The following is a 22444-nucleotide window of genomic DNA, read 5'->3' on the forward strand; positions in this document are numbered from 1 at the left end:
CTGGTTGCTCTTGGCTTAACTGTCACTGCTGCGGTTGCTGACGACGATGCCCGCCATGCCGCGCACCCGAAGCTGCCGACGCGGAAGCCGCCGCCGATGCACCTGAAGCGCCGGATGCGCCCGAAGCACCCTTGGCCTTGTCCGCCGGAATCGTGATCTTCGCGCCTTCCTTGAGCCGGTCGGAGCCGTCGATCACCACGCGCTCGCCGGCCTGCAGACCGGTTTTGATGCTGGTGCGCTCGCCATCGACGGGACCGGTTTTCACGTTGCGCACCGTCACCGTATTGTCCGGCTTGACGACATACACGAACGATCCCGACGAGCCGTTCAGCACCGCCGAAGTCGGAACGATAAGCGCGTCCTTGATGACATCGACGAGCAGCTTTGTGTTCACGAACTGGTTCGGAAAGAGCCCGAGTCCTTTGTTGTCGAAGGTCGCGCGCAGCTTGACGGTGCCGGTGGTGGTGTCGATCTGGTTGTCGAGGGTTTCCAGATAGCCCGATTCGAGCGCAACCGTATTGGCGCGGTCATATGCCGTCACCGACATCTTCGTGCCCGCGTGCAGCGGCTTCAGGATGGCGGCAAGGTTGTCTTCCGAGGTGGTGAAGATCACGCTGATCGGCTGCAATTGCGTGATGACCACGACGCCGTTGGTGTCGCCCGTCGTCACGTAATTGCCGGGATCGACCTGACGCAGGCCGACGCGTCCCGACACGGGCGCCGTGATGCGCGCGTAGGTGAGATCGAGCTTGTAGGTATCGACGTTGGCCATGTCCGACTTGACCGCGCCTTCATACTGCTTGACGAGCGAGCCTTGAGTGTCGACCTGTTGCTTGGCGATTGAGTCTTGCGAGAGCAGCGTCTGATAACGCTGCAAGTCGAGCCTCGCGGTCTGCAACAGCGCCTGATCCCGCGCCAGCGTGCCTTCGGCGTTACGCAGCGAAATCTCATAAGGACGCGGGTCGATCTGCGCGAGCACGTCGCCCTTCTTGACCATCTGGCCTTCCTTGAAGGCCACGTCCATCAGCGTGCCATTGAGCTGCGTCTTGACCGTGACGTTGGCAAGCGGCGTGACCGTGCCGAGCGAATTGATGACCACCGGCATCTCGCCTTGCGCGACGGTCGCGACATGCACGGGCTGCGGCTGATTCATCGCGTTCGCGCCGCCGCCGCGACGGCCGCCGCCCTGACGTGCATCCTGTGGTTGACCCGAGGCACTGTTGCGGCTCCACGGATGCCACCAGGCGACGGCTCCCGCGACAATCAGCAAAGCGATCACGAGCGGGACGAGCTTGCGCCGCCTTGGCGGGCGTTCCCCGAGCGTGGTCGTGGCAGGTCGATCAGGCGAGTTGGACGGTTTCTGCGGTTGTCCGGGAGAATTCTTTTGGTCGTCCATCGGTTCTGTGGCTGGTATTTCAAGTGATTCGTTGCAGCGCCCAAGGCGGCGCGCGAACGCCAGGCAGGACAGCGCAATCTGCAAGCCGCATCGAGGCGAGGACCTGAATGCGGGCGATGAGCACATGAAGCTTTGTCGCGACGCGTTCGAAGCGCCGCCGCGCATGACGAAACCGCAACGAAGAGACACGACGCATACAAGCCGCACCAACGCCGCGCAGTCGTGCGAAGCATGATGCTACGTCCCGCATCGAGGCCCGTCCACCTACCTTTCTTTCGGCTGATTACGAGTGTTACACGCGGCCTGACATGGCTTTCGCACGATGCGAGCGCAGGCCGGCCGAACCCGTCGATGGGTCGGCCGGCCAAATACGTCAGGGGTGTCAAGTCTACTCGGTGGCGCGCAAGTCCGTAGAGGCAGCCATCGCGATGGCCGCCGATGCGGCGCCGGACGTGCCGCCGATCTCATGCGCGATCTGGCTCACACAGCGCAGCAGCGCGGGCGCGACTGTTTCGATGAGCGTCTCTTCGGGACACTGATGTGCCGCGCCGCCGCAGTTCACGGAGTAACGCTCTTCCGACGGACCGATGAAGCCCGCCGCGACCGCGTTGAGCCCCAGATGCCATTCGCCGATCGAAACCGCGAAGCCATTGCGATGCGTGTCTTCGATACCGTGCCGAAGTCCCATCGCGATGAGCGGCCAGTCGTCGCCGGATGCGATCTGCAGACTACCGATGAGCGTTTCGCGATCCGCCTGCGACAGCACGGACAAGTACGCGCGCCCCACGGCGGTACGGGTCAGGTCCATCCTTCCGCCCACTTCGAGACGTGAGACGAGCACGGCCGAACGCGGACGGATGGCATCGATAACGACCATTTCCAACCGGTCCCGCACCGCCAGATGCACCGACAGGCTGGTTTCCTCGGCGAGCGCGATGAGGTAGGGGCGCGCCCGAGCACGAATATCGAAATTGCGTAAGAATCCGTTGCTGAATTCCAGAACCGAGGCGGTCAGCACGAAACGCTCGCTGTCGGGCAGCCGCAGCAGCAGGCCCGCGCCGACGAGCGTTGCTGTGATACGCGACACGGTAGGTTTGGGAATGCCGGTCCATTCGGTCAGCTCTCGGTTGCTGACAGGGGCATCGGCGGCAGCGATACGGCGTAGAACGTCAAGACCGCGCGCAAGCGCCGTGACTTCTTCGCCCTCTCTCTCTCTCGGTTTTTCCCGGTCTGGTAGCCGGCTTTTTAATGTGTGCATTCTTATTTTCTGAAACGTAGTTTCGGATGCGGACTGACGCTAAATAACCCGGATGCCACTTAAACTTGCAAGCGGTGCAAGCCTCTCATCGATAAGCAGCAGACGGAATGAAACATTTCTCTTGGTAGGGGTTTGCAAAGATTACCTTGGGCAGAAGTTCTGCGCCGGAGATTTTGCTTGACTTGGGCAGCAATCCCATAAAAAATGGAACCGAATTTCGAAACTGGTGGGGCGACGTGCACAGTTGCTTTCCGCTCCCCGCTTGAATGACCGGCTCTCAGGTTCTAGCACGGCCCTCGGAATGGCTAGAACTTTTAAGGCGCTATGGAAACATAGCGCCTTTTTTTTTCGCCCTATGTTTGCGGTAACAAACGCACTGAATATACGCTGAAAGCAGAAATGGCGTCGGACTGGAAGCAAGTTTGCTTCGGCGCGAAGGGTTGCGGAGACGCTGGAAGAGGGCGAGGCGCGCCCGAAGGCCGGGCACTTGACCGATAGCGGCGCGCGATGCGCCGCCCGGTAAGTCGATTCAATCGAATTCGTTGAACACACGGCGCTGCCGAAGCAGGCGCTTGCCGCGCATGATCCAGTACACGCTCGCAAGTAACAAAAGCAACGCGACGCTCAAAACGAATACCGGCGAAATGCGTTCGGGCGCTGGCTGACTGGTGGCGATCAAAAGCGCCGCGAAAAATGCCGCCGCCGCTTGATAGTAGGCGCGCTTGGCCAGACTGCGGCGCATCTGGTGCGTGGTAAAGCGGGAGACAGGAGGACGGGTGAAAGGCTCGAAAAGCAGGACCCCGGCGAAGAGGGCCACGACGAAATTCATATAAAGCATGGGGGCAACGTTTGGCGCGAAGAGATGAGGACTGGCGGCGAATATATGCGAGTCCCATGCCTCTCAAAACCAGAAGTGTCCTAAATGTAGAGGGAAAACTCTATTACATTCGCGGGGAGTTGGAGGGTGTTCAAAAGTTAGGCAAAGCCAAGAAGAGCTGGTAAGGGTTTTCCAAGGTTCCCTCGTGATGCAAGCTTTTCAAAACGCTTCTTTTCCAAGTGCAAATTCGAGCTTTTGTGCTTAGGCAAAGTGCGCTCAAAACGTTGCCATCCAGCGTGAGCGTATGATGAGCGCCATTTCCAAGAGGAACAATCGCGCTCAGGCGTGCGGACTTCGCATCGAGATTCATGCAGCACTCAGGCACCAAATCTGGAAGGAACGACCATGCAGACATCGCCCATGACCCGAATCGGGATCGCGCTCGCCGCGCTCGGTGTACTTGCCGCGTGCGAAAAGCACGATGCATCGGCAGGACAGGCGGCGGGCGCGCTCAACAACCTCGCGAGCCAGACCCAGCAAAAGTTCGATCAGGCGGCGAGTTACGTCGGCCAGAAGGTCGATTCCGCCAAACAGACAGCTCAGCAGAACATCGACAACGCCGGTTCGATGCCCGATATCTCCGCGAGCAGCGTCCCGGCGACGGCGCGTGCGAATCTGCAGAACGCGGCGAGCGCGACCAACGCCGCCATCACCGACGCGGCCAGCGCGACGGGCGCCGGTTTGCAGAACGCTGGCCGCAAGTTGCAGGACTGGTCGAAGGACGGAAGCGCATCGGGCACGGCGGGTAACGCGGGTACGTCGGGCGCTTCGGGCACTTCGGGCGCGAGCCCGACCACCGACACGAGCGGCGCCCGCACGGAAATGGACAAGTAAGCAGCCGGCGCGGACTTAACATTCCGTTACGTCCGATTCGGCCGATGCCTTCACCGCAGCCGCTAAACTGGCGGTCTTTCGGAAATCGAGACAGTTATGAAGTCACGCAAGCTCGCGCATGACGGCGCGCTGGCGATCGTCGCGATATTTTGGATGGCCGCGCTTGCGCTTTTCTCGCCCGCCGCGTTCGCGGCTCCGGCGCTCACGCTGCCTTCGTTCGAGGAACTGATCAAGCCCGCCGCACCCGCATCCGCTCCCGATGCGGCTTCCGGCGTGACGGACCCGGCCGTATCGGATGCCGACATGGTGCGCTCGCTCGATACGGTCATCTCGACGCTCGACAGCGATCGTCAACGCGGCGCGCTCGTCGCGCAATTGAAGAAACTGCGCGAAGCCAAGCGCGCGGCCGAGACGGCTGGCGCGGCATCGGGCGCGGTCGCGGTCGATTCAGCCGCTGCGTCAGGCGCAAGCGCACCCGCGGCCACGCCGTCGACGGCATCGTCGGTCGTGGCGAGCATGGCGCAGAACGCGGGCTTGCTGGGCGCGATAGCATCGGCGCTCACGAACATCGAAGCCGACGTGAAGCGCGGCAAAACGCCGATCGCGTACTGGGGCGGGCGCTTCAACGCGGCCGGCAACGAACTCTTCACCATCGTCACGAGCCAGAGCCGCGAGCCGTTCGGCCGCACGCTCTTCAATTACTTCGCGATGCTCGTCGGCTGGGGCGCGTGCGCGTTCGTCCTCGTCTATGTGCAGCGGCAGGTCCACGCGCGTTACGGCATCCAGGCCGGACTGCATTCCAACCCGACCACGCGCGAATTGCTGCTCTTCGCGCTGCGGCGCGTCGCGCCTTATTTGTTCGCGTTCCTCGTCGCGCTGGCCTTCGTGCGCATGATGCCGCTTTCGCTCGGCCGCACGCTCGCGATGGTCACGGCCTACGCCATCGTTGCGGGCGCGGTGTTCTCGGCGATCTGCCTCATCATGTTTTCGCTGTTCGGCTCGGCGCACCGGCGCGTGGCGGTGAACGTGCTGATCATCCGCGCGCGGCGGCTCCTGTTCCTGATCGGCACGTTCGGTGCGCTCGGCGACGCGGCCGCCAACTACGACGTCGCGCAGCAACTCGGCACCAATCTGTCCGCCCTGATCTCGACCTTCGCGAACATGGGCGCGGCGGCGCTTACCGCGTATTTCGCGCTGGCGTTCCAGCGGCCGGTCGCGCATCTGATCCGCAGCCGCACCTACGAGCAGCGCAACACGCGCAAGGCCGCGACCGAGACCTTCGAAGTGGTCGCTTCGTTGTGGCAGGTGCCGTTGCTGCTGTTGGCGTCGGCGTCGGTGGTGGCGACGCTCGCGGGCATCGGTACATCAGAGAACGTGTTGCAGATGGCGATTGCGACCGCCGGACTGCTCGTCGTCGCGTTCTTCCTGTCGGCGATCGTGATCCGCATCACGCGGCCGAAGTCGCAGAAGCCGCGCCGCCAGTCGGCTTACGTGCGGCGGCTCGTGAAGTTCGTCGGCACGATGATCGTGACCGGCGTGTGGCTCGTGTTCCTCGAACTGTCGTCGCGCTTCTGGGGTTTTTCGCTCGCGCACATGGCCGAGGAGAGCGTCGCGGCACGCGGCATCACGCGCGCGTTCGCCATGATCGTGCTGACGTTTTTCATCGTCTGGCTGGTGTGGATCCTGATCGATACCGCCATCCAGGAGACGTTGCGGCCCGATTCCACGCGGCGCGGCACGCGCGGCCCGAGCATGCGCGCGCGCACCATGCTGCCGCTCGTGCGCAACGTCGTGTTCGTCGTGCTGCTGATGATCGCGGGCATCGTCACCGCGGCCAATCTCGGCCTGAACGTCACGCCCTTGCTGGCGGGCGCGGGCGTGATCGGGCTCGCGGTCGGCTTCGGCGCGCAATCGCTGGTCGCGGATCTGATCACGGGGCTTTTCATCATCATCGAGGACACCATTTCCGTCGGCGATTCGATCGAGGTGGAAGGCGGCCACGCGGGTATCGTCGAAAGTCTGACGATCCGCACCGTGCGCCTGCGCGACGGCCAGGGCGCAATCCACGCGATTCCCTTCTCGCAGATCAAGACGGTGAAGAACCTGTCGCGCGACTTCGCCTACGCCGTGTTCGAAGTGCGCATGCCGTTTTCGGCGGATGTCGACGAAATCACGCAAATGATTCGCGAAGTCGGAGTCGAGCTGATGGACGATCTGCGCTACCGGCGCGAGATGCTGGGTCCGGTGGAGGTCTGGGGACTGGACCGTTTCGATCCGAACTGGATGGTCGTGAAAGGGCAGATCAAGACGCGGCCGCTGCAGCAATGGAGTGTGGCGCGGGCGTTCAATCTGCGCATCAAGCGGCGGATGGACGAGGCGGGCATCGAGATTCCCGTGCCGCGGATGCATGTGCAGATGAGCCGCACCGACCTGCATGCCGCGTTCGAGCCGCACGCCGATGGCCGCGCGCAGCGCATCTGGACGGGCGAGGAGCGGCTGCTCGAAGACGAGGAATTGGTGGATGCCGATCCCTCGAAGGCCCGCGATGTCTCGCACGAACCGCGTCCCGCGCCGCCGCCGACGGACCAGTCCGTGCAAATTCCGCCGCAGATTCCCACGGCGGAGCCGGGCAAAGGTTGAGACGAACTCGTCGTCAGGCCGCGAGCAAGTCGTTCACGTGCGTGGCAATCTCGTCGCCCGCGACGCCGTAGATATGCAGCGAGATCGCGCGCGCGGTGTCATCGGCGGGATTTCCCAGGCGGTGAATCGCGCCTCGGCCCGCCTGCACGAAGGAGACGTCGCCGGCCTCGCGCGCATGATGCCGCGTTTCGATGGCTGATGCCGAAGGCGCGTCCCAGCGATAAAGCGTCTCTTCAAGCGTCCCGTCGATCACCGCATAGCCGCACCACGTTCGATGACCGTGCACCGGACTCGCCTGTCCCGGCTCCCAGACGAGCGCGGCGATGGCGTAGCGGTCAAGCGGATCGGCCGCCAGCAGATGACGGCGATAGCCGCGTGCGCCGCTCTCACGCTGATCGAGGCGCAGCAGGCTCGTATCGGACGAAGCGCGCCGCAGAGCCGCACGCACGCGCGATCCGAACGACAAGGCATCGGCGGATTGGAAGGCGGCATCGATTTCATCGCAGAGCCGGTTTAGCGCCGAACCGCCGCGTGGCGACGCCGGCGCTTGATCCCGAGGCCGCGAAAGGCGGCTGAACGCTTCGAATTTCATGATGACGGCACCGGTTTTCGTTGTGTTTCGCGAACAACATTTATACCGGCTTGCGCCCAGAATTAGTTTCCATATAATTCCGCTCGAAGAACCAAAAATAGAATAATTTCCTATCGGGGGTGCGCTGTGGGAATGGACCTTATCGATCGCAAGCTGCTGGAATTGCTGCAGACCGACGTGACGATGCCTATCGCCGAGCTTGCGCAGCGCGTGAATCTTTCGCAGACACCGTGCTGGAAGCGCGTGCAGCGCTTGAAGGAAACCGGCGTGATCCGCGCACAGGTGGCGCTATGCGATCCGAAGAAGCTGGGTGTCGGCACCACGGTGTTTGTCGCGGTACGCACGAATCAGCATACGCAGATCTGGGCCGAGGACTTCACGCGCGCCGTGCGCGACATTCCGGAGGTCGTGGAGGTGTATCGGATGAGTGGCGAGACGGACTATTTGCTGCGCGTGGTGGTATCCGATATCGACGATTACGACCGCGTCTACAAGCAGCTCATTCGCGCCGTGCCGCTCTACGATGTCAGTTCGAGCTTCGCGATGGAGCAGATCAAGTATTCGACCGCGTTGCCGGTGCGTCCCACGCTCGAATCCTGAGGCGTGACTTGTTTTCAGATGGCGGTCGCCGCTTGCCCGCGCCATGCCACTTCGGTCCGCACCAAGCGCCTGCTTGTGGAAGGCGCGGCATGATCGATTCGCCAAAAAAACCGCCCGTGGAGGGCGGCGTAACGCGTCCAGTCACTAGGTATTCCGGTCTAGCCCTTACTGCCCCGGCCGGAATCAGACGCGCATGGAATCGAAGGAAGTATGGCCGGTGACGCGGTGCCCCTCAAGCGGGACCGTGCAGCAAAGAATTTCGCGGTGCTTGGCCGTCTTCCGAAACGGCGCGCGCGGACATGCGGCAGATCGAGCAACGGTCGGCGCAACGCAACTGAAAACCAGTGCGGGTACTATCACGGGTTGATGACGAAACGCGCCAGGAGACGCAACATCCGCCATGACCGATGACCGCAACGACCGCCGCCCGGACAGTACCCGCAACGGCGCGCCCAAGAAGAAGAATCCGACATTCGGCGTCGGCGCGTTTATCGTCGTCGTGGTGTTGCTCGTGATCGGCACGCTCGCCTATAACGCGATTCGCGAGAAGCGCGACTTCGATCAACAGAACGCGACGCCTTCGCCAGCGAGCGATGCGCGGCCGGCCGTGCCGGCGATCGGGGCGTCGCAGTAGCCGAGCGCCTCAAACCGGCAAGCGAATTTGCGCCGCATCCTTGCTGATCAGCGCGGACGCCGTAAGCATCTGCTTGCATTGATGCGCAAGCAGTTTGAGATCGTGAAGCGCATCGGCGGGCAACGCCTGCGTGCGTTCGGCGTTCGTGACCATGGCGTCGAGTTCACGGCGCAGTTCCTTGATGTCGTCCGCATTCGCCGGTGACGCTTCTTCGCGCGCGGGCTCCGGCAGCGCGCCCTGTGCATCGGACAGATTGTCGCGCACGATTCCGAAAGTCCGTTGCAACGGCTCGAACGCCTGACCTTCGGCTTCGTTGATCGTTTGCAGAAGCGGCGCCGCTGCCGTGATCTGCGACGCGAGCACGTGACTTTGCACGAGCAGATCGTTGAGTTCGGCGACGTATTTTTGCTGCGCCTTGGGCTCCAGCATCATTCGCTGGAACGCCTGCGCGAGATTGGCGAACGCAATGTGCACGTTCTTGCGCGCGAGCCGGTAGCGGAAGTCGCGGTCCAGCGCGGTGGCGGCGACGGTCGCGGCAGCCGATGCGCCCTTGCTGGTGGTCGCCGCCGTGCTCTCGCCGATGCTCACCGACGACAGCTTTTCCGCCGTTGCGCTCGCGGCACGTACCGCCGATGCCGTCACGAGATTCGGATCGAGCGCGGGAGTATCGACGGTGGATTCGTTGGCGGCTTCTTTCGCGATCACGATGGTCGATACGGCGGCGTCGTCTAGCGTCTGAGTCGCGGTGGCCGCGGCGACGGCGGCCGGTGCAATCGAATCTTGCATGTGGGTGCTTGTACCCGCACCCGCACCCGCACCCGCACCCGCACCCGCACCCGCACCCGCACCCGCACCCGCACCCGCACCCGCACCCGCACCGCCACGCGCTTTACTCTCCGCTTGCCCCGCGCTCGCGCTCTTGGCCTTCCACCACCAACTCGCCTCAAGGTAATTGCGCGTCGCGCCAAGCAGATCCTTCACGAGCTTGCCCATCAGCCGATATTCCCAATACGGGAACAGATGGCTCGCCGCGATTGCAATCGCGCAACCAACCACCGTATCGATAGCCCGTTCGCCGATCAGCCGCATGCTTCCCGGCGCGAGCAGATGAAACATCAAGAGCACATACGACGACGTGAACACCACGCTCGCCGCATAGTTGAAAAGCAGCAGGCTGTAGCTCATCACCATCGACGCGAACATCACGATGAGCAGAATGTGCGGCTCCTTCACGAGCAGAATCAGCGCGATGGTCAGCGCGCAGCCTATCGCCGTGCCGATGATCCGCTGCGTGTTGCGCTGCTTCGTGAGCGAATAGCCGGGCTTCAGAATGATGACCGTGGTCATCACGATCCAGTACGCGTTCGTGAGCGGCAAGAGCCGTCCCAGCCAGAAGCCGATGCCCACCGCGATCGTGACCCGAAGCGCGTGCCGGAAGCTCGGCGAGGCCATCGTGAGATTCGAGAAAATCTGCATGAACGGCACGCGCCGGCTCGATATGAAACGCGACAACGCATGGTCGATCTGCACTTCGGTTTCGATCAGGCTCGCGTCATCGCGCGTGCGGCGGCGCATCTTGTCGATCAGGCGCGTGGCGCTCCACAAACGGCGGAACACCGCCGCCGCGGCCGCGTAGGCTTCGGCGTTCTTCTCGGGCATGCCGTGCTTGCGCATGAGTTCGAGTTCGTACTCGATAGCGCGCAGCTCCGCCTTCATGCTGATCTGCCTGGGCGCGGAACTGTTCTGCAATACGGCCAAGCCGATTTCCTCGAGATCCGCGCTCGCCTTGCGCATCAGGTCGCGATAAAAGATCAGCACGTCCGAGCCCGCGAACGTCTTGCGCACGAGCGGATAGTCCGTATGCGCGCCGACGAAGAACTCGTGCAAATCCACCACGTTGATGAACAGATTGAAAAGCCGCGCGCGCCGCGCGTCGAGCTTGCGGCTTTTTACTTTCGGCAGATTGCGCAGCACGATGTCGCGCGCGGCTTCCTGTTGCTCCACCGCCGCAATCTGCTTTTCGATGAGCTTTCGGTAGCATTCGTCGAGATCGGCGTCGTTGTCATAAAACTCGGCGCGCGCCTGCAAGTACTCCGCGCAACTGAAGATACTCTGCGCCAGTGCCTGCTGTTCGATGCGATACACGAGCAGCCGGCTCACGAGCGTGGCCCAGTACGTGTACCAGAGGCCGCCCAGCAAGATCCACGACGCGTTGACGAGCGCCTGCATCGGCGTGAAGTGCTCTTCCAGCGTGACGACCATCATGAAGAGCGTGGCGAAGCTGATCTGCGGCCAGCGGTTGCCATAGACGACGATCAGCGAGAGCACGAAGGTGAGCGGCACGACCGTGAGCCATAGCGTCAACGGATGCGCCGTCGCAATGCCCGTGGCGAGCGCCGAGAAGAAGCCGATCACCGTGCACGCGAGCATCTCGTTGTGCTTGTATTTGAGCGGACCCGGCATGTCGACGACACACGCGCCAAGCGCGCCCGTCGCGATGGTGAAGCCCAGCTCGCGATTGTGAAACACGATGAGCATGAGCACGGCGGGCAGGGACACGCCCAGAGCGATCCGCAAGCCGCCGAAGAAATACTGGCTGTAAATGAACTTCCTGATTTCGAACGAATAGCGCATCGACTTCCTGGTTTGACGCTCGTTATGACCACGGGCGAAGCACGCTCCGGACCCAGGCGGTCAGGCGGGTTGAGTCTATCGCACTTGTCATGCACTTATAACTCACTTGCGCTTCGTTCGGAACTCGGCCGAATGGCCAGCTTTTCGGCGCCTCGCGGCCTTTGTTATGCTCACGTGAAAAGCGCCGAACACATCTTCAAGGGAGCCCACCGATGAGCGACAGCATCGCCGTGCCGCCGCACGAGATCGAGCTGACGGCCGTGCGCGCGCAGGGTGCGGGCGGGCAGAACGTCAATAAGGTATCGAGCGCCATTCATCTGCGCTTCGACATCCGCGCATCGTCGTTGCCGGAGCACATCAAGGCGCGGCTGCTCGCGCTGTCGGATAGCCGCGTGACGCGCGATGGCGTGGTCGTCATCAAGGCGCAGGAACATCGGACGCAGGACATGAATCGCGCGGCGGCGCTCGCGCGGCTCGACGAGCTGATTCGCAGCGTGAGCATCGTGCGGCGCAAGCGCATCGCGACCAAGCCAACGCGCGGTTCGCAAGTGCGGCGCGTCGAAGGCAAGGTCAGGCGCGGTGCGATCAAGGCCGGGCGCGGGCCGGTGCACGGCGACTGAAGCGGGAATTCAAGCGGGATTCGAGCGCAATTCGAGCGGGAGTTGAAGCGGCGCGTCAGCCGTGCTGTTCCGCGGGAGATACATCGAGCGGCCCGAGCATGATCGTCTTAAGCCTGCCGCGTCCGAGCACGCGCGCGAGTTCCGCGAAGACGCAATAGTTGAAGACGAGCGTGACGAGCAAAATCTGCACGGCCCAGAATTGCGGCCAGTTCAGATGGTCCAGCAGGTCCTGGTGCGCGGCCGCAAGACTATGCGTCTCTTTCCAGAACTCGAACAAGCGCTCCAAGTAATGGAGCACCAGCGCGACGAGCGTGTAAATGACGGTTTTCCATCCCGCATTCCAGATGAGCGGGCGCTCGGGATAGCGATTGATGAATGGCAGCATGTCGGCGAGTAGAACCGCCTTGCCGAGAATGAGCGAGGCGACGAGCACGGATGCCGACGCGGGAATCGACAGGCCGGCGCCTTTCACCATGAGCGCGTGCACGACCATCACCACATGCAGCACGACGAAGAAGAACAAGGTGGGCGGCAGCATCTTCATCAATTCGTGCCTGGCCTTCGCGAAAAAGTCGTGCATGGTCTGCTCCAGGAAACGCATGGAGCGCATGCCGGCGCGTTGCACGAAATGCAACGCGCATCCGAACAATTCGATGAATCTCGCACTGCGGCAGCGGCTGCGCTGTTTGCAGTCTAGTTCAGCCTACGAGCTTGCGGCGTCCTGAAAACGGCAGGCGCTTGATCGCGCCGGTGGCGAGCGCGGTGCCCGCAAGCACGACGGCACAGCCTTCGAGCATGACGAGCGACACCCGCTCATGCAGAAACAGCGCGCCCCACAGAATGCCGAAGAGCGGAATGACGAAAGTGACGGTCATCGCGCGCGCGGGACCGACGACCGCAACCAGATGGTAGTAGATGAAGTACGCGATACCCGTGCAACCCACGCCCAGCGCGAGCACCGCCGCCCATGCAGGCGTGGAGACCGGCGCGGCGGGCCACGTGACGAAGGCGATCGGCGCGAGCATGAGCGTCGCGCCGATCATGCTGCCTGCGGCGTTGGTCATGGCATCGACGTCCATCAGATACTTTTTCGCGAAGTTGCCCGCAACACCATATAGCGCCGATGCCGCGAGGGCCGCGGCCGCCGCCAGCACGCCCGCCGCGCCCGATCCCGCCGATCCGGGCGAGCCTTCTATCTGATTCCACACGAGCAGCAGCACCCCCGCGAAACCGATCGCCGTACCGATAGTGCGCAAGGTCGTGAGCCGGTCCTTCAGCCAGAGATAGGCGACGAGCGCGCCCCACAGCGGCGTCGTCGCATTGATGACGGATGTGGCGCCAGCCGAAAGCGTCAGCTCCGCATAAGCGAAGAGGCAGAACGGCGCGGCCGAATTGAGAATGCCGACGATGAGTAGCGGTAGCGCACGCTTGCGCATGATCGCGAGACTGCTCGAAAACTGGCGGCGGCCGAGCAGCATGGCGACGAGAAACACGGCGCCGATGCCGACGCGCAAGGCCATTAGTGGCGCGACGCCGAACTCGGCGACGCCCACGCGGATAAAGAGAAACGACGCGCCCCAGAGCGCGGCGAGACAGACGAGTTGCAACAAATTGACGGGTGACATGACGATGCGGACTTCAGTGTTCCAAGGAAAAGTCCGCGCATGTTAGCACCGCGCCGCGTGCCGTCGGTCATCGCGCCGATGAGACCGCAAGGAACAATCAATGTGGCGGAATCATCCACGTCAACACGTTCTGCTGCAGCCACACGAGAATGCCGAGAATGATGGTGAGCAGAATCGAATGCTTGAAGGTGCGCGCGAAAACGAGTCCTTCCTTGCCCTTGAGTTCGGTCGTGGCGACGCCCGTCGAAATGTTTTGCGGCGAGATCATCTTGCCCATCACGCCGCCGGACGAATTGGTCGCGGCCATCAGCACAGGATTGAGATTGAGTTGATGAGCGGCGACCACCTGAAGGTTGCCGAAGAGCGCGTTGCCCGAGGTATCGCTGCCTGAGAGAAACACCGCCACCCAGCCGAGAAAGGCCGACACGAGCGGGAAGAACGGCCCGACCGAGGCCACCCCGAGTCCGAGCGTGTAGTTCATGCCCGAGTAGTTCATGAGATAGGCGAGCCCGACGATGGTCGCCACCGTGAAGATGGCAATGCGCGTTTGCACCCAGGTATCGACGATAGCGTGGCCGAACTCGCTTGCCGGCAACTTCACCAGGAGCGCGGTGATGATGGCCGCCACGAGAATCGCCGTGCCGGTGGCGAGCGGCTGGAAGTCCCAGATCGCGCCGTAGGGCTGATTGTAGAGCGTGATGTAGACCGCCTTGTCGAGCCCCGGCCACGGGACCTTCACGTCGCCGATGAGGAAGATCTTGGCCACCGTCCAGACGATCACCACGACTGAGACGACGATCCACGGCATCCATCCCTGAGCGGCCGAGACGTTGCCGCGCGCGTTGGCGAGGCGATCGACGTTCACCGCGAAGCGTTCGTCGGGCGCGGGCTTCCAGACGCGCAGGAACGCTATGGTGAGGATCAGCGAGACGAGCGAGGAGAGGACATCGGTGAGCGAATAGCTGATGTAGTTCGACGTGACGTACTGCGTCAGCGCGAACGCGCCGCCCGAGACGAGCAGCACGGGCCACACGCGCAGCATGTTGCGAAAGCCCGCGTAGATACCGATAACATAGAACGGCAGGAAGAACGCGAAGAACGGCAACTGGCGGCCGACCATCTTGGCGAGCGCATCGGTGGGCAAATGCGTGACCGCGCCGAGCACGGTGATCGGTACGCCGAGCGCGCCGAACGCGACTGGCGCCGTGTTGAAGATCAGCGTGAACGTGAGCGCTTCGAGCGTCGGAAAGCCGAGCAGGATCAAGAGCGAACTCGTGATGGCGATCGGCGTGCCGAAGCCCGAGATGCCTTCGAGCAATGCGCCGAACGAAAAGCCGATGACCACGAGCACGATGCGCCGGTCGTTCGGCAGGTTGTCGATCATCCACACGCGAAACGCTTCGAAGCGTCCCGAGCGTTGCGCGACGTTGTAGAGCAGGATCGCGGAGAACACGATCCACATCACCGGCCAGAGCGCGAACACGGCGCCGGCTGCGATGGAGTCGAGCGCGAGTCCAACCGGGAAGTGCCAGCCCACCATCGCGATGATCAACGCGACGATCAGTCCCGCAAGCGAAGCCTGCCACGCGGGACGGCGCGCCCAGCCGAGCATGACGAGTACGACGATGATAGGCAACGCGGCAACGATGAAGGAGAGCGCGAGCGAACCCGCGACAGGCGTGAGGATCTGATGGAACATCGGGTCTCCTGTGTCTCTATTCTTGGATGGATGCCGCGGTCTTCGCTGCTGGTTCGAGTGGTATCGAAGACTTTAAGCAACCGCATAACGCGCTCACTAAGAATAGGGCGAGGATGGCCCTCGTCAAGGCTTGAATATTGGCGTAAGGATGCCGGATGGAAGCGGAAAGGGACGTGACGCATCCGCTCCGTTCGGAAGGTTGGTCACGCGTTTCGCGGGATGCGGCGATCAGCTCTCGACGGTCGCCGGAGTAGCGGTGGTTCGTGTTGCCGCGCTGGAATCAAGACGCGATGCAGGCACTTGGCGAAACACCCAAAGCGCGAGCAGCCCAAGGGATGCGACCATCCACAGCAGGAAAAAAGCGAAGGCCATCATGTCCAATCCCCGAGAACGATAGGTAACGCTTGGGCTGACACCCGCGCGGTCCAATAAGTAGGGATACCATTTAGCGATAATCGTGCCAAAGCACCGGCGTAATCCGCCAGGGCCTTGTCGGATAAGGAAAGTGACCGATCGTACAGAGCGGCAGGGCAAGCGGATTGCACCTGCATTGCCGGGAAATGTTTCAGAATTGTTACTTTTGTCGGTAATAGCGGCGCAGAGTGCAACATCGACGCCGCGTCCGAGCGTGGTGTTTGATTATTCAATGGCCATGGCCGCCACCGCCATGTCCACCGCCGCCTTGCCAACTGCCACCGCCGCCGTGCCATCCGCCGCCACCGCCGTGCCATCCACCGCCGCCACCATGCCATCCGCCGCCATAGCCACGTCCCCAGCAACATCCGCCGCCGCCCCAGTAGCCGAAGCCGATCGACACCGACGGATAACCGTAGCCGTAATAACCGGGGTAAGCAGCATATGCGGGATAAGCGGCGTAAGCGGGATAAGGTGCGTACGCGTAAGGATAGGGATAAGCCGGCGCATACGGCGTGCTCGTATAGATCGTCGAGTAGTCGACTGTCGGCGCGGCCACTGCGTACTGAGCTTGCGACGGCGCGTTCGCGGCACTGACGCCCGAAGCACCTTGCGCCGGTAACGCGAACTCACGTTGCGTGTAGGCAGCGGGAACCGGCGGATAGTAATAAGCGGGGTAGTCGGGATACGGCAGGTAGCATCCGCCGAGAAGCAATCCGGCAGCAAGCGAAGCGGCCGCTGCCCTGTAACCGAAGATGATGCGCGGGGAAATCATGATGCTGCTCCTTGCTTGCGACTTGCCGGACTCTACCTATGCGATTGCGAGGAAGGGTCCGTTAAGAAGGAGCTTACTCGATCGTTGCGGCGTGCGCGTCGCGCGTCCGCTAACAAATCTCGGCGTGTATCAATCCTGAAACAGCCCTCGATCGAAGCGGCGGCAAGCATCGCTGCTTGCCGCATAAGATGACTGTGGATCGCCCGCTTACTTCCCGACTTGATTGCCGATAACCCCGCCTACTGCCGCGCCCCCCAACGTCGATAACGCGCTTCCGCCGATCACGGCCCCACCCGCGGCGCCAACACCAGCGCCAACGGCCGTATCGCGTTGACGCGTCGTCATGTTGTCGCAGGCCGTGAGTCCGGCGAGAAGGGAAACGACCACTGCTGCGGCGCCGATTTGTTTGATGATTTTCATGTCGACTCTCCAGAACGATTGATCAATGAAACGGCCGCGGCTTTGCCCACGCGTCCTGCCGTTCGATCACGATCTGGCTTTCATCGACGGACGCCGCAACGTTTTTTTCGCCGGTTCGTTCGTTTATCAGCAGGAAAGATGCCCGAAACGGTGCACGCGCGCGCCATGCAAAAACGGCCTGCAAGGAAGCACAGGCCGTTGCGTACAGTCAGCGTTTGCTTCAGGTCGGCTGATAAATCTCCGCGCCCTTCTTCACGAACTCGATGGCCTTGGTCTGCATGCCCTTGGCGAGCGCATCGCTTTCGGAGACGCCTTGCTTGGCCGCGAAGTCGCGCACGTCCTGCGTGATCTTCATCGAGCAGAAGTGCGGGCCGCACATCGAGCAGAAATGCGCGACCTTGGCGGAATCCTTCGGCAAGGTTTCGTCGTGAAACTCGCGCGCCTTGTCGGGATCGAGGCCGAGGTTGAACTGGTCTTCCCAGCGAAACTCGAAGCGTGCCTTGGATAGCGCGTTGTCGCGCACCTGCGCGCCTGGATGACCCTTCGCCAGATCGGCCGCGTGCGCCGCGAGCTTGTACGTGATGATGCCGGTCTTGACGTCGTCCTTGTTCGGAAGTCCGAGATGCTCCTTCGGCGTGACGTAGCAAAGCATGGCGGTGCCGAACCAGCCGATCATCGCCGCGCCGATGCCCGAGGTGATGTGATCGTAGCCCGGCGCGATGTCGGTGGTGAGCGGCCCGAGCGTGTAGAAGGGCGCCTCGTCGCACCATTCCAGCTGCAGGTCCATGTTCTCCTTGATGAGCTGCATCGGCACATGGCCGGGGCCTTCGATCATCACTTGCACGTCGTGCTTCCACGCGATCTGCGTGAGTTCGCCGAGCGTCTTCAGTTCACCGAGCTGGGCTTCGTCGTTCGCGTCGTAGATGGAGCCGGGACGCAGGCCGTCGCCGAGCGAGAACGAGACGTCGTACTGCTTCATGATCTCGCAGATGTCTTCGAAGTGCTCGTAGATGAAGCTTTCCCGATGATGCGCGAGACACCATTTCGCCATGATCGAGCCGCCGCGCGAGACGATCCCCGTCATGCGGTTGGCCGTCAGCGGCACGTATTGCAGGCGCACGCCCGCGTGAATGGTGAAGTAATCGACGCCTTGCTCGGCTTGCTCGACGAGCGTGTCGCGAAAGATTTCCCAAGTCAGGTCTTCGGCCTTGCCGTTGACCTTTTCGAGCGCCTGATAGATCGGCACCGTGCCGATCGGCACCGGCGAATTGCGGATGATCCACTCGCGCGTCTCGTGAATATGCTTGCCCGTGGACAGGTCCATCACCGTGTCGCCGCCCCAGCGGATCGCCCAGGTCATCTTGTCGACTTCCTCGCCGATCGACGAACTCACGGCCGAATTGCCGATGTTCGCGTTGATCTTCACGAGGAAGTTGCGCCCGATGATCATCGGCTCGCTTTCCGGGTGATTGATGTTCGCGGGGATGATCGCGCGGCCGCGCGCCACTTCATCGCGTACGAACTCGGGCGTGATGGCCTTCAGGGCGTCCTTGTCGAAAGGCACCGCGCCGAACGACTGGCCGGGATGCTGACGGCCCATCATCGCGGCGAGCTTTTCGCCGTTCGGACCGCTCGTCTTGAGGCTTTCGAGGTATTCGGCGCGGCGCTGATTCTCGCGAATGGCGATGTATTCCATCTCCGGCGTGACGATGCCCTGCCGCGCGTAATGCATCTGCGACACATTCTTGCCGGGCGTCGCGCGTCGCGGATGACGATGCAGATCGGGGAAGCGCAGCTCGGCCGTTTTCGGATCGGCGGCGCGCTCGCGGCCGAATTCGCTCGAAAGATCCGCGAGTTCCTCGGTGTCGCCGCGCGCTTCGATCCAGCCGGCGCGCAACGCGGGCAAACCGGAGCGGATGTCGATCTTCGCGTCCGGATCGGAGTAGGGGCCGGACGTGTCGTACACGTACACCGGCGGATTCTTTTCGCCGCCGAAACTGTCGGGCGTGTCGGACTGCGTGATCTCGCGCATCGGGACGCGGATGTCGGGCGTCGAACCCGTCACGTAGACCTTGCGCGAGTTGGGCAGCGGCGCGATGGCGGCTGCATCGACGATGGCGTTTTCGGAAAGGAACTTGGGATTCGCATTCATGTGCTGTTTCTCCTTTTCAGTCGCAGGGACGGTAATTGACAGCGAGCACGCGGGCGATCGAACGAACAACGAACAAACGAACGCCGGCGAGCTCGGCTGATTCAGGAGCTAGACAGGGAGGAACGAGATGGAAAGGTGCGGGCCCGAGAAGACGTGGCGCGTGAGAGAGATACCGTGCGCCGAGGCCCGAACGCTTCCCTGCGCTGGCATTATCCAGATCAGGTTCAAAGGGTATTTCTCACCCACATTGCACGGGCCATTCAGTCGACGCAGCCGGACGAATCGCGATGTGCAACGCAGGACCCCCGCGTTAGCAGGCGTCACCATACATCGTGGCGTGGCATCTTGGCAACCGTTCGCGAAGTTTGCGCTGAAGCGCAGGCGCTTACTGCATAATGGCGAGCGCGCGATTTTCGGTACTTACCCGGATGTCGTCAGCAGTCGCCCCGCCTGTCGCTTCCGCACTTCTTTCGCTCCGTCATGCCGTCCATCGTCAGTCCCGCCTCGTTCGTCACCTGGCGCGCGCGTTCTTCAAGCTCATGCCCCGTTCGGTCGATTGGCGGCAGTCCCCATTGCAAGTCTCTTGCCCCAATCCGGGCGCGCTTCGCGGAGTAATGCATGTCTGCCGTACCTCCGCGTCTGCCGCTCGGTTTTCCCGACCGCTTTCCGTTTCGCGCTCCTCGCAGCCTCAAGGGACGCGTCGCGCTCGCGCTGGCCGTCGTTTATCTCGTGTGGGGATCGACGTATCTCGGCATTCACCTGGCGCTCGAATCGTTTCCGCCGCTCATGCTCGGCGGCCTGCGTAACCTGTGCGCTGGCGTCGGTCTCTTCGTGATCGCCATGCATCGCAAGGCGGTGTGGCCGACGGCGCGTGAAGTACGGAATGCAGCGATCGTCGGGACTTTGCTCGAAGGTTTGTCGAGCGGGATGATGGCTTACGGCATGCGCACGGTGGGAACCGGCACGGCTGCCGTGATGGTGGCTACCGTGCCGCTCTTCGCGACGATCTTCACCGCGCTTGCCGGGCGCAGTGTGGCGAAGGGCGAATGGTTTGCGGTGGCGCTGGGTCTCTTGGGTATCGTGTTGCTCAATCATGGCGATCCCTCGCCGAGCTCGACCGTCGGCACGCTCGCCATCTTGTGCGCGGCAATTTTTTGGGCGGGCGGGGCGCATCTGGCAAGCCGTCTTTCGCAGCCTTCCGATCTGCTGATGTCGACTGCGTTGCAGATCGGGCTTGGCGGGCTTATCGCGACTGTCATCGCGTTCGTGTCAGGCGAGCGCCTTGGCCAAGTGAGCATGGGCGCGGGGTTTTCGTTTTTGTATCTCGTCGTGGTCGGATCGATGGCCGCGTATGTCGCTTATAACTTTCTCATTCGGAACACGAGCACGATTGTCGCGACGAGTTGTCTTTACGTGAATCCGGTCGTCGCGGTTTTATTGGGCGCTTTGTTGCTTGGGGAAATCATCACGCAGTGGACGGTTGTTGCCACGGTCGTGATTTTGATGAGCGTTGCGTTGTCGTTCTGGTTTGATTATCGGCGGCGGGGGTTGGTTTGAGCAGCGCGCCCTCCGCCTTTCCTTTTGTAAAAACCTCCTCCGCGCGCTGCATTCGCTACTATCCGGCGCCGCTTTAGTCGGCCTTCCAGCTCGGCCCGAGCAATTCCTCTAACGAATAACAAACCCTTGCGGCGCAAGGCTCGCCGTCATTTCGGCCGCCTCTGCGCACCGATGCAGGGCATGCGCATTGCTCAATGCCGTCACCCTCGAACGACAGTTTCATCGGCATGACACGAAAGCCTGTCGTTCAAGGGAATAGAAGCAAAAGAGAGAAGGGGTCTTCCGAGGCGCGCCGGGCAATACGCATGATCACTTAAGCGTGGTGCTCGCAGCGCGGACCGGACAACAAAATCAATGATCAAAGCTAAGGAAGGTGGAAACATGAAGCTCATCCGCACAGTCACCGCGCTTGCCGCCGTCGCCTCGATCCTGTCCGCTTGTGGCGGCTCCGACGACGTAGGCAAGGAACTCGGACTCACGAATCCAGAAGTCCACTTCATCCACGCGATCCCGAGTGCCCCCAACGTCGATTTCTACGACAACGGCAAGGTGCTGCAAGCGAATCTCGGCTACCAGACGGTGACGAACTTCGCAAACATCGATACGGGCCAGCAGAACTTCTCCTACGCCGCCGTCAACACGACGACGCAACTCGCGACCGACACGAGCATCTCGAATGCCGCCAAGGGTCACGAGTACACGGTGATCGCGCTGCCTGACGCGGGTTTCCTGCCGTCCATCGCCGTGATCGACGATCCGTTCGACAAGGGCCTGCTCTCGAACAGCGCGCGGGTGCGCGGCTTCAATGCGTCGGCGAATGCGCAGACTCTCGATTTGTATCTGGTCGCACCGGGGACGAACATCGCGACCGTCAATCCGACGATGGCGGGCGTCGGCTTCAAGAACGCCGTGCCGGCAACGACGCGAGACTCGCTCTACGTCAACGGCGGGACGTATCAGCTGGTCGCGACGCTGCCAGGTTCGAAGACGCCGGTGTATGCGTCGGCATCGTTCAATCTGAGCAACAACGCCGATTGGCTCGTGACGACGCTGCCTTCAGGCAACGCGTTGTCGCAAGTGATCCCGAACAAGATTCGCGTGCTCGTTGCGCAGGGCGGCAATACCACGACGCCTGCGATCGAGCTGCCGGACACGCTGTAATCTGAAGCGCCCGGGTAACAGGGCGCAGACATCGACGAACCCCACGCTGCCGCACGCGTGGGGTTTTTCGTTCGAAGAAGAGCGGGTTTATGACCCTCGCAGACATCCGGCCGCCTAACTACGTGCGAACGTCGCCAATCACGCGAGGCAAGCAAGCCTCAGGTGCCACGCATCCACGCTCTCTCACGTACTAAAGACAAACGAAAAAAATCCCGCCAAAAAACATGACGGGACGACAGAAAAACAGCACGAGACATCAACGCGATGAGCGCCTGGCTCACCGCGCCGCGGCCAATTTACTTATGCTCTTCGGCCGAATTCGAAATAGCCTGACCGCCCTTCGAGATATCCTGGCCCGCGCCCGACATGGTATTGCAGCCCGCGAGCGCGGCGGTGCCGGCAATCAGCAGCAAAGCGATGATTCGAGTCATGTGTGTTCCCCTTGAATTAGAAATTCGGGTAGCCCTTCGAGGCTTCCGTTGTGATCAATCATAAAAAAGCGGCGTAGTCGACGCTGTAGGCGCGCACGGGTTTTTGGTGTCGGCCGTCTCTGCTA

At 62.1% G+C, this 22444-nt stretch carries 20 protein-coding genes and 1 riboswitch; of the genes, 7 read left to right on the top strand and 13 right to left on the bottom strand.

Annotation, left to right across the window (positions count from 1 at the left end; all coding sequences use genetic code 11):
- Window positions 1–22 precede the first annotated feature (22 nt).
- The 4 genes from LDZ28_RS04700 to LDZ28_RS04715 all read right to left on the bottom strand — a co-directional run bounded on the left by LDZ28_RS04700 (window position 23) and on the right by LDZ28_RS04715 (window position 3841).
- Window positions 23–1396 (bottom strand): MdtA/MuxA family multidrug efflux RND transporter periplasmic adaptor subunit, encoded by a 1374-nt coding sequence (locus LDZ28_RS04700; RefSeq protein WP_244827546.1) that lies wholly within the window; start codon window positions 1394–1396, stop codon window positions 23–25.
- A gap of 388 nt (window positions 1397–1784) precedes the next feature.
- Window positions 1785–2654, bottom strand: a complete 870-nt coding sequence (locus LDZ28_RS04705; RefSeq protein WP_244827547.1) for an IclR family transcriptional regulator — start codon at window positions 2652–2654, stop codon at window positions 1785–1787.
- A 529-nt stretch (window positions 2655–3183) separates the two neighbouring features.
- Entirely contained in the window at window positions 3184–3483 is a 300-nt protein-coding gene (locus LDZ28_RS04710; RefSeq protein WP_244827548.1) for a hypothetical protein, read from the bottom strand.
- Window positions 3484–3622: 139 nt separating this feature from the next.
- Window positions 3623–3841, bottom strand: a complete 219-nt coding sequence (locus LDZ28_RS04715) for a hypothetical protein (protein WP_244827549.1) — start codon at window positions 3839–3841, stop codon at window positions 3623–3625.
- Window positions 3842–3876: 35 nt separating this feature from the next.
- Between LDZ28_RS04715 and LDZ28_RS04720 the strand changes: the two genes are divergently transcribed.
- Both LDZ28_RS04720 and LDZ28_RS04725 read left to right on the top strand, forming a co-directional pair.
- Entirely contained in the window at window positions 3877–4365 is a 489-nt protein-coding gene (locus LDZ28_RS04720) for a hypothetical protein (RefSeq protein ID WP_244827550.1), read from the top strand.
- A 96-nt stretch (window positions 4366–4461) separates the two neighbouring features.
- Window positions 4462–7005, top strand: a complete 2544-nt coding sequence (locus LDZ28_RS04725) for a mechanosensitive ion channel family protein (RefSeq protein WP_244827551.1) — start codon at window positions 4462–4464, stop codon at window positions 7003–7005.
- A gap of 13 nt (window positions 7006–7018) precedes the next feature.
- Here LDZ28_RS04725 and LDZ28_RS04730 read toward each other — a convergent pair whose 3' ends face one another.
- Window positions 7019–7597, bottom strand: a complete 579-nt coding sequence (locus LDZ28_RS04730; protein ID WP_244827552.1) for a cysteine dioxygenase family protein — start codon at window positions 7595–7597, stop codon at window positions 7019–7021.
- Window positions 7598–7729: 132 nt separating this feature from the next.
- On the opposite strand from LDZ28_RS04730, the gene LDZ28_RS04735 reads away from it, so the two are divergent.
- Together LDZ28_RS04735 and LDZ28_RS04740 are read left to right on the top strand one after the other, a co-directional pair.
- On the top strand, window positions 7730–8197 hold the full coding sequence (locus LDZ28_RS04735) for an Lrp/AsnC family transcriptional regulator (RefSeq protein ID WP_244827553.1): 468 nt from the start codon (window positions 7730–7732) through the stop codon (window positions 8195–8197).
- A gap of 400 nt (window positions 8198–8597) precedes the next feature.
- Window positions 8598–8831 (top strand): hypothetical protein, encoded by a 234-nt coding sequence (locus LDZ28_RS04740; RefSeq protein WP_244827554.1) that lies wholly within the window; start codon window positions 8598–8600, stop codon window positions 8829–8831.
- A 9-nt stretch (window positions 8832–8840) separates the two neighbouring features.
- Here LDZ28_RS04740 and LDZ28_RS04745 read toward each other — a convergent pair whose 3' ends face one another.
- Entirely contained in the window at window positions 8841–11465 is a 2625-nt protein-coding gene (locus LDZ28_RS04745; RefSeq protein WP_244827555.1) for an FUSC family membrane protein, read from the bottom strand.
- Window positions 11466–11677: 212 nt separating this feature from the next.
- Between LDZ28_RS04745 and arfB the strand changes: the two genes are divergently transcribed.
- A complete protein-coding gene (gene arfB, locus LDZ28_RS04750) occupies window positions 11678–12085 on the top strand; it encodes an alternative ribosome rescue aminoacyl-tRNA hydrolase ArfB (protein WP_244827556.1) in 408 nt (135 codons plus the stop codon).
- Between the two features lie 55 nt (window positions 12086–12140).
- Here arfB and LDZ28_RS04755 read toward each other — a convergent pair whose 3' ends face one another.
- From LDZ28_RS04755 to thiC, 6 genes are all read right to left on the bottom strand, one after another.
- Window positions 12141–12665, bottom strand: a complete 525-nt coding sequence (locus LDZ28_RS04755; RefSeq protein ID WP_244827557.1) for a hypothetical protein — start codon at window positions 12663–12665, stop codon at window positions 12141–12143.
- Between the two features lie 118 nt (window positions 12666–12783).
- A complete protein-coding gene (locus tag LDZ28_RS04760; protein ID WP_244827558.1) occupies window positions 12784–13710 on the bottom strand; it encodes a DMT family transporter in 927 nt (308 codons plus the stop codon).
- A gap of 97 nt (window positions 13711–13807) precedes the next feature.
- Window positions 13808–15409: an L-lactate permease gene (locus LDZ28_RS04765; protein WP_244827559.1), complete on the bottom strand. Its 1602-nt coding sequence runs from the start codon at window positions 15407–15409 to the stop codon at window positions 13808–13810.
- 643 nt (window positions 15410–16052) lie between these two features.
- Entirely contained in the window at window positions 16053–16598 is a 546-nt protein-coding gene (locus LDZ28_RS04770) for a hypothetical protein (protein ID WP_244827560.1), read from the bottom strand.
- 207 nt (window positions 16599–16805) lie between these two features.
- On the bottom strand, window positions 16806–17018 hold the full coding sequence (locus LDZ28_RS04775; RefSeq protein ID WP_244827561.1) for a glycine zipper 2TM domain-containing protein: 213 nt from the start codon (window positions 17016–17018) through the stop codon (window positions 16806–16808).
- 220 nt (window positions 17019–17238) lie between these two features.
- The gene (thiC, locus tag LDZ28_RS04780; protein ID WP_244827562.1) at window positions 17239–19170 is read right to left on the bottom strand and encodes a phosphomethylpyrimidine synthase ThiC; all 1932 of its coding nucleotides are present in this window, start codon (window positions 19168–19170) and stop codon (window positions 17239–17241) included.
- Window positions 19171–19347: 177 nt separating this feature from the next.
- A riboswitch (TPP riboswitch) is annotated at window positions 19348–19487 on the bottom strand.
- A 301-nt stretch (window positions 19488–19788) separates the two neighbouring features.
- Here thiC and LDZ28_RS04785 point away from each other — a divergent pair.
- Together LDZ28_RS04785 and LDZ28_RS04790 are read left to right on the top strand one after the other, a co-directional pair.
- On the top strand, window positions 19789–20727 hold the full coding sequence (locus LDZ28_RS04785) for an EamA family transporter (protein WP_244827563.1): 939 nt from the start codon (window positions 19789–19791) through the stop codon (window positions 20725–20727).
- A 381-nt stretch (window positions 20728–21108) separates the two neighbouring features.
- Window positions 21109–21888, top strand: coding sequence for a DUF4397 domain-containing protein (locus tag LDZ28_RS04790; protein ID WP_244827564.1), 780 nt, complete (start codon window positions 21109–21111; stop codon window positions 21886–21888).
- Window positions 21889–22184: 296 nt separating this feature from the next.
- Here LDZ28_RS04790 and LDZ28_RS04795 read toward each other — a convergent pair whose 3' ends face one another.
- Window positions 22185–22319, bottom strand: a complete 135-nt coding sequence (locus LDZ28_RS04795; protein ID WP_244827565.1) for an entericidin A/B family lipoprotein — start codon at window positions 22317–22319, stop codon at window positions 22185–22187.
- Window positions 22320–22444 lie beyond the last annotated feature (125 nt).

Source organism: Caballeronia sp. TF1N1 (genome assembly GCF_022878925.1).
Classification (GTDB): Bacteria; Pseudomonadota; Gammaproteobacteria; order Burkholderiales; family Burkholderiaceae; genus Caballeronia.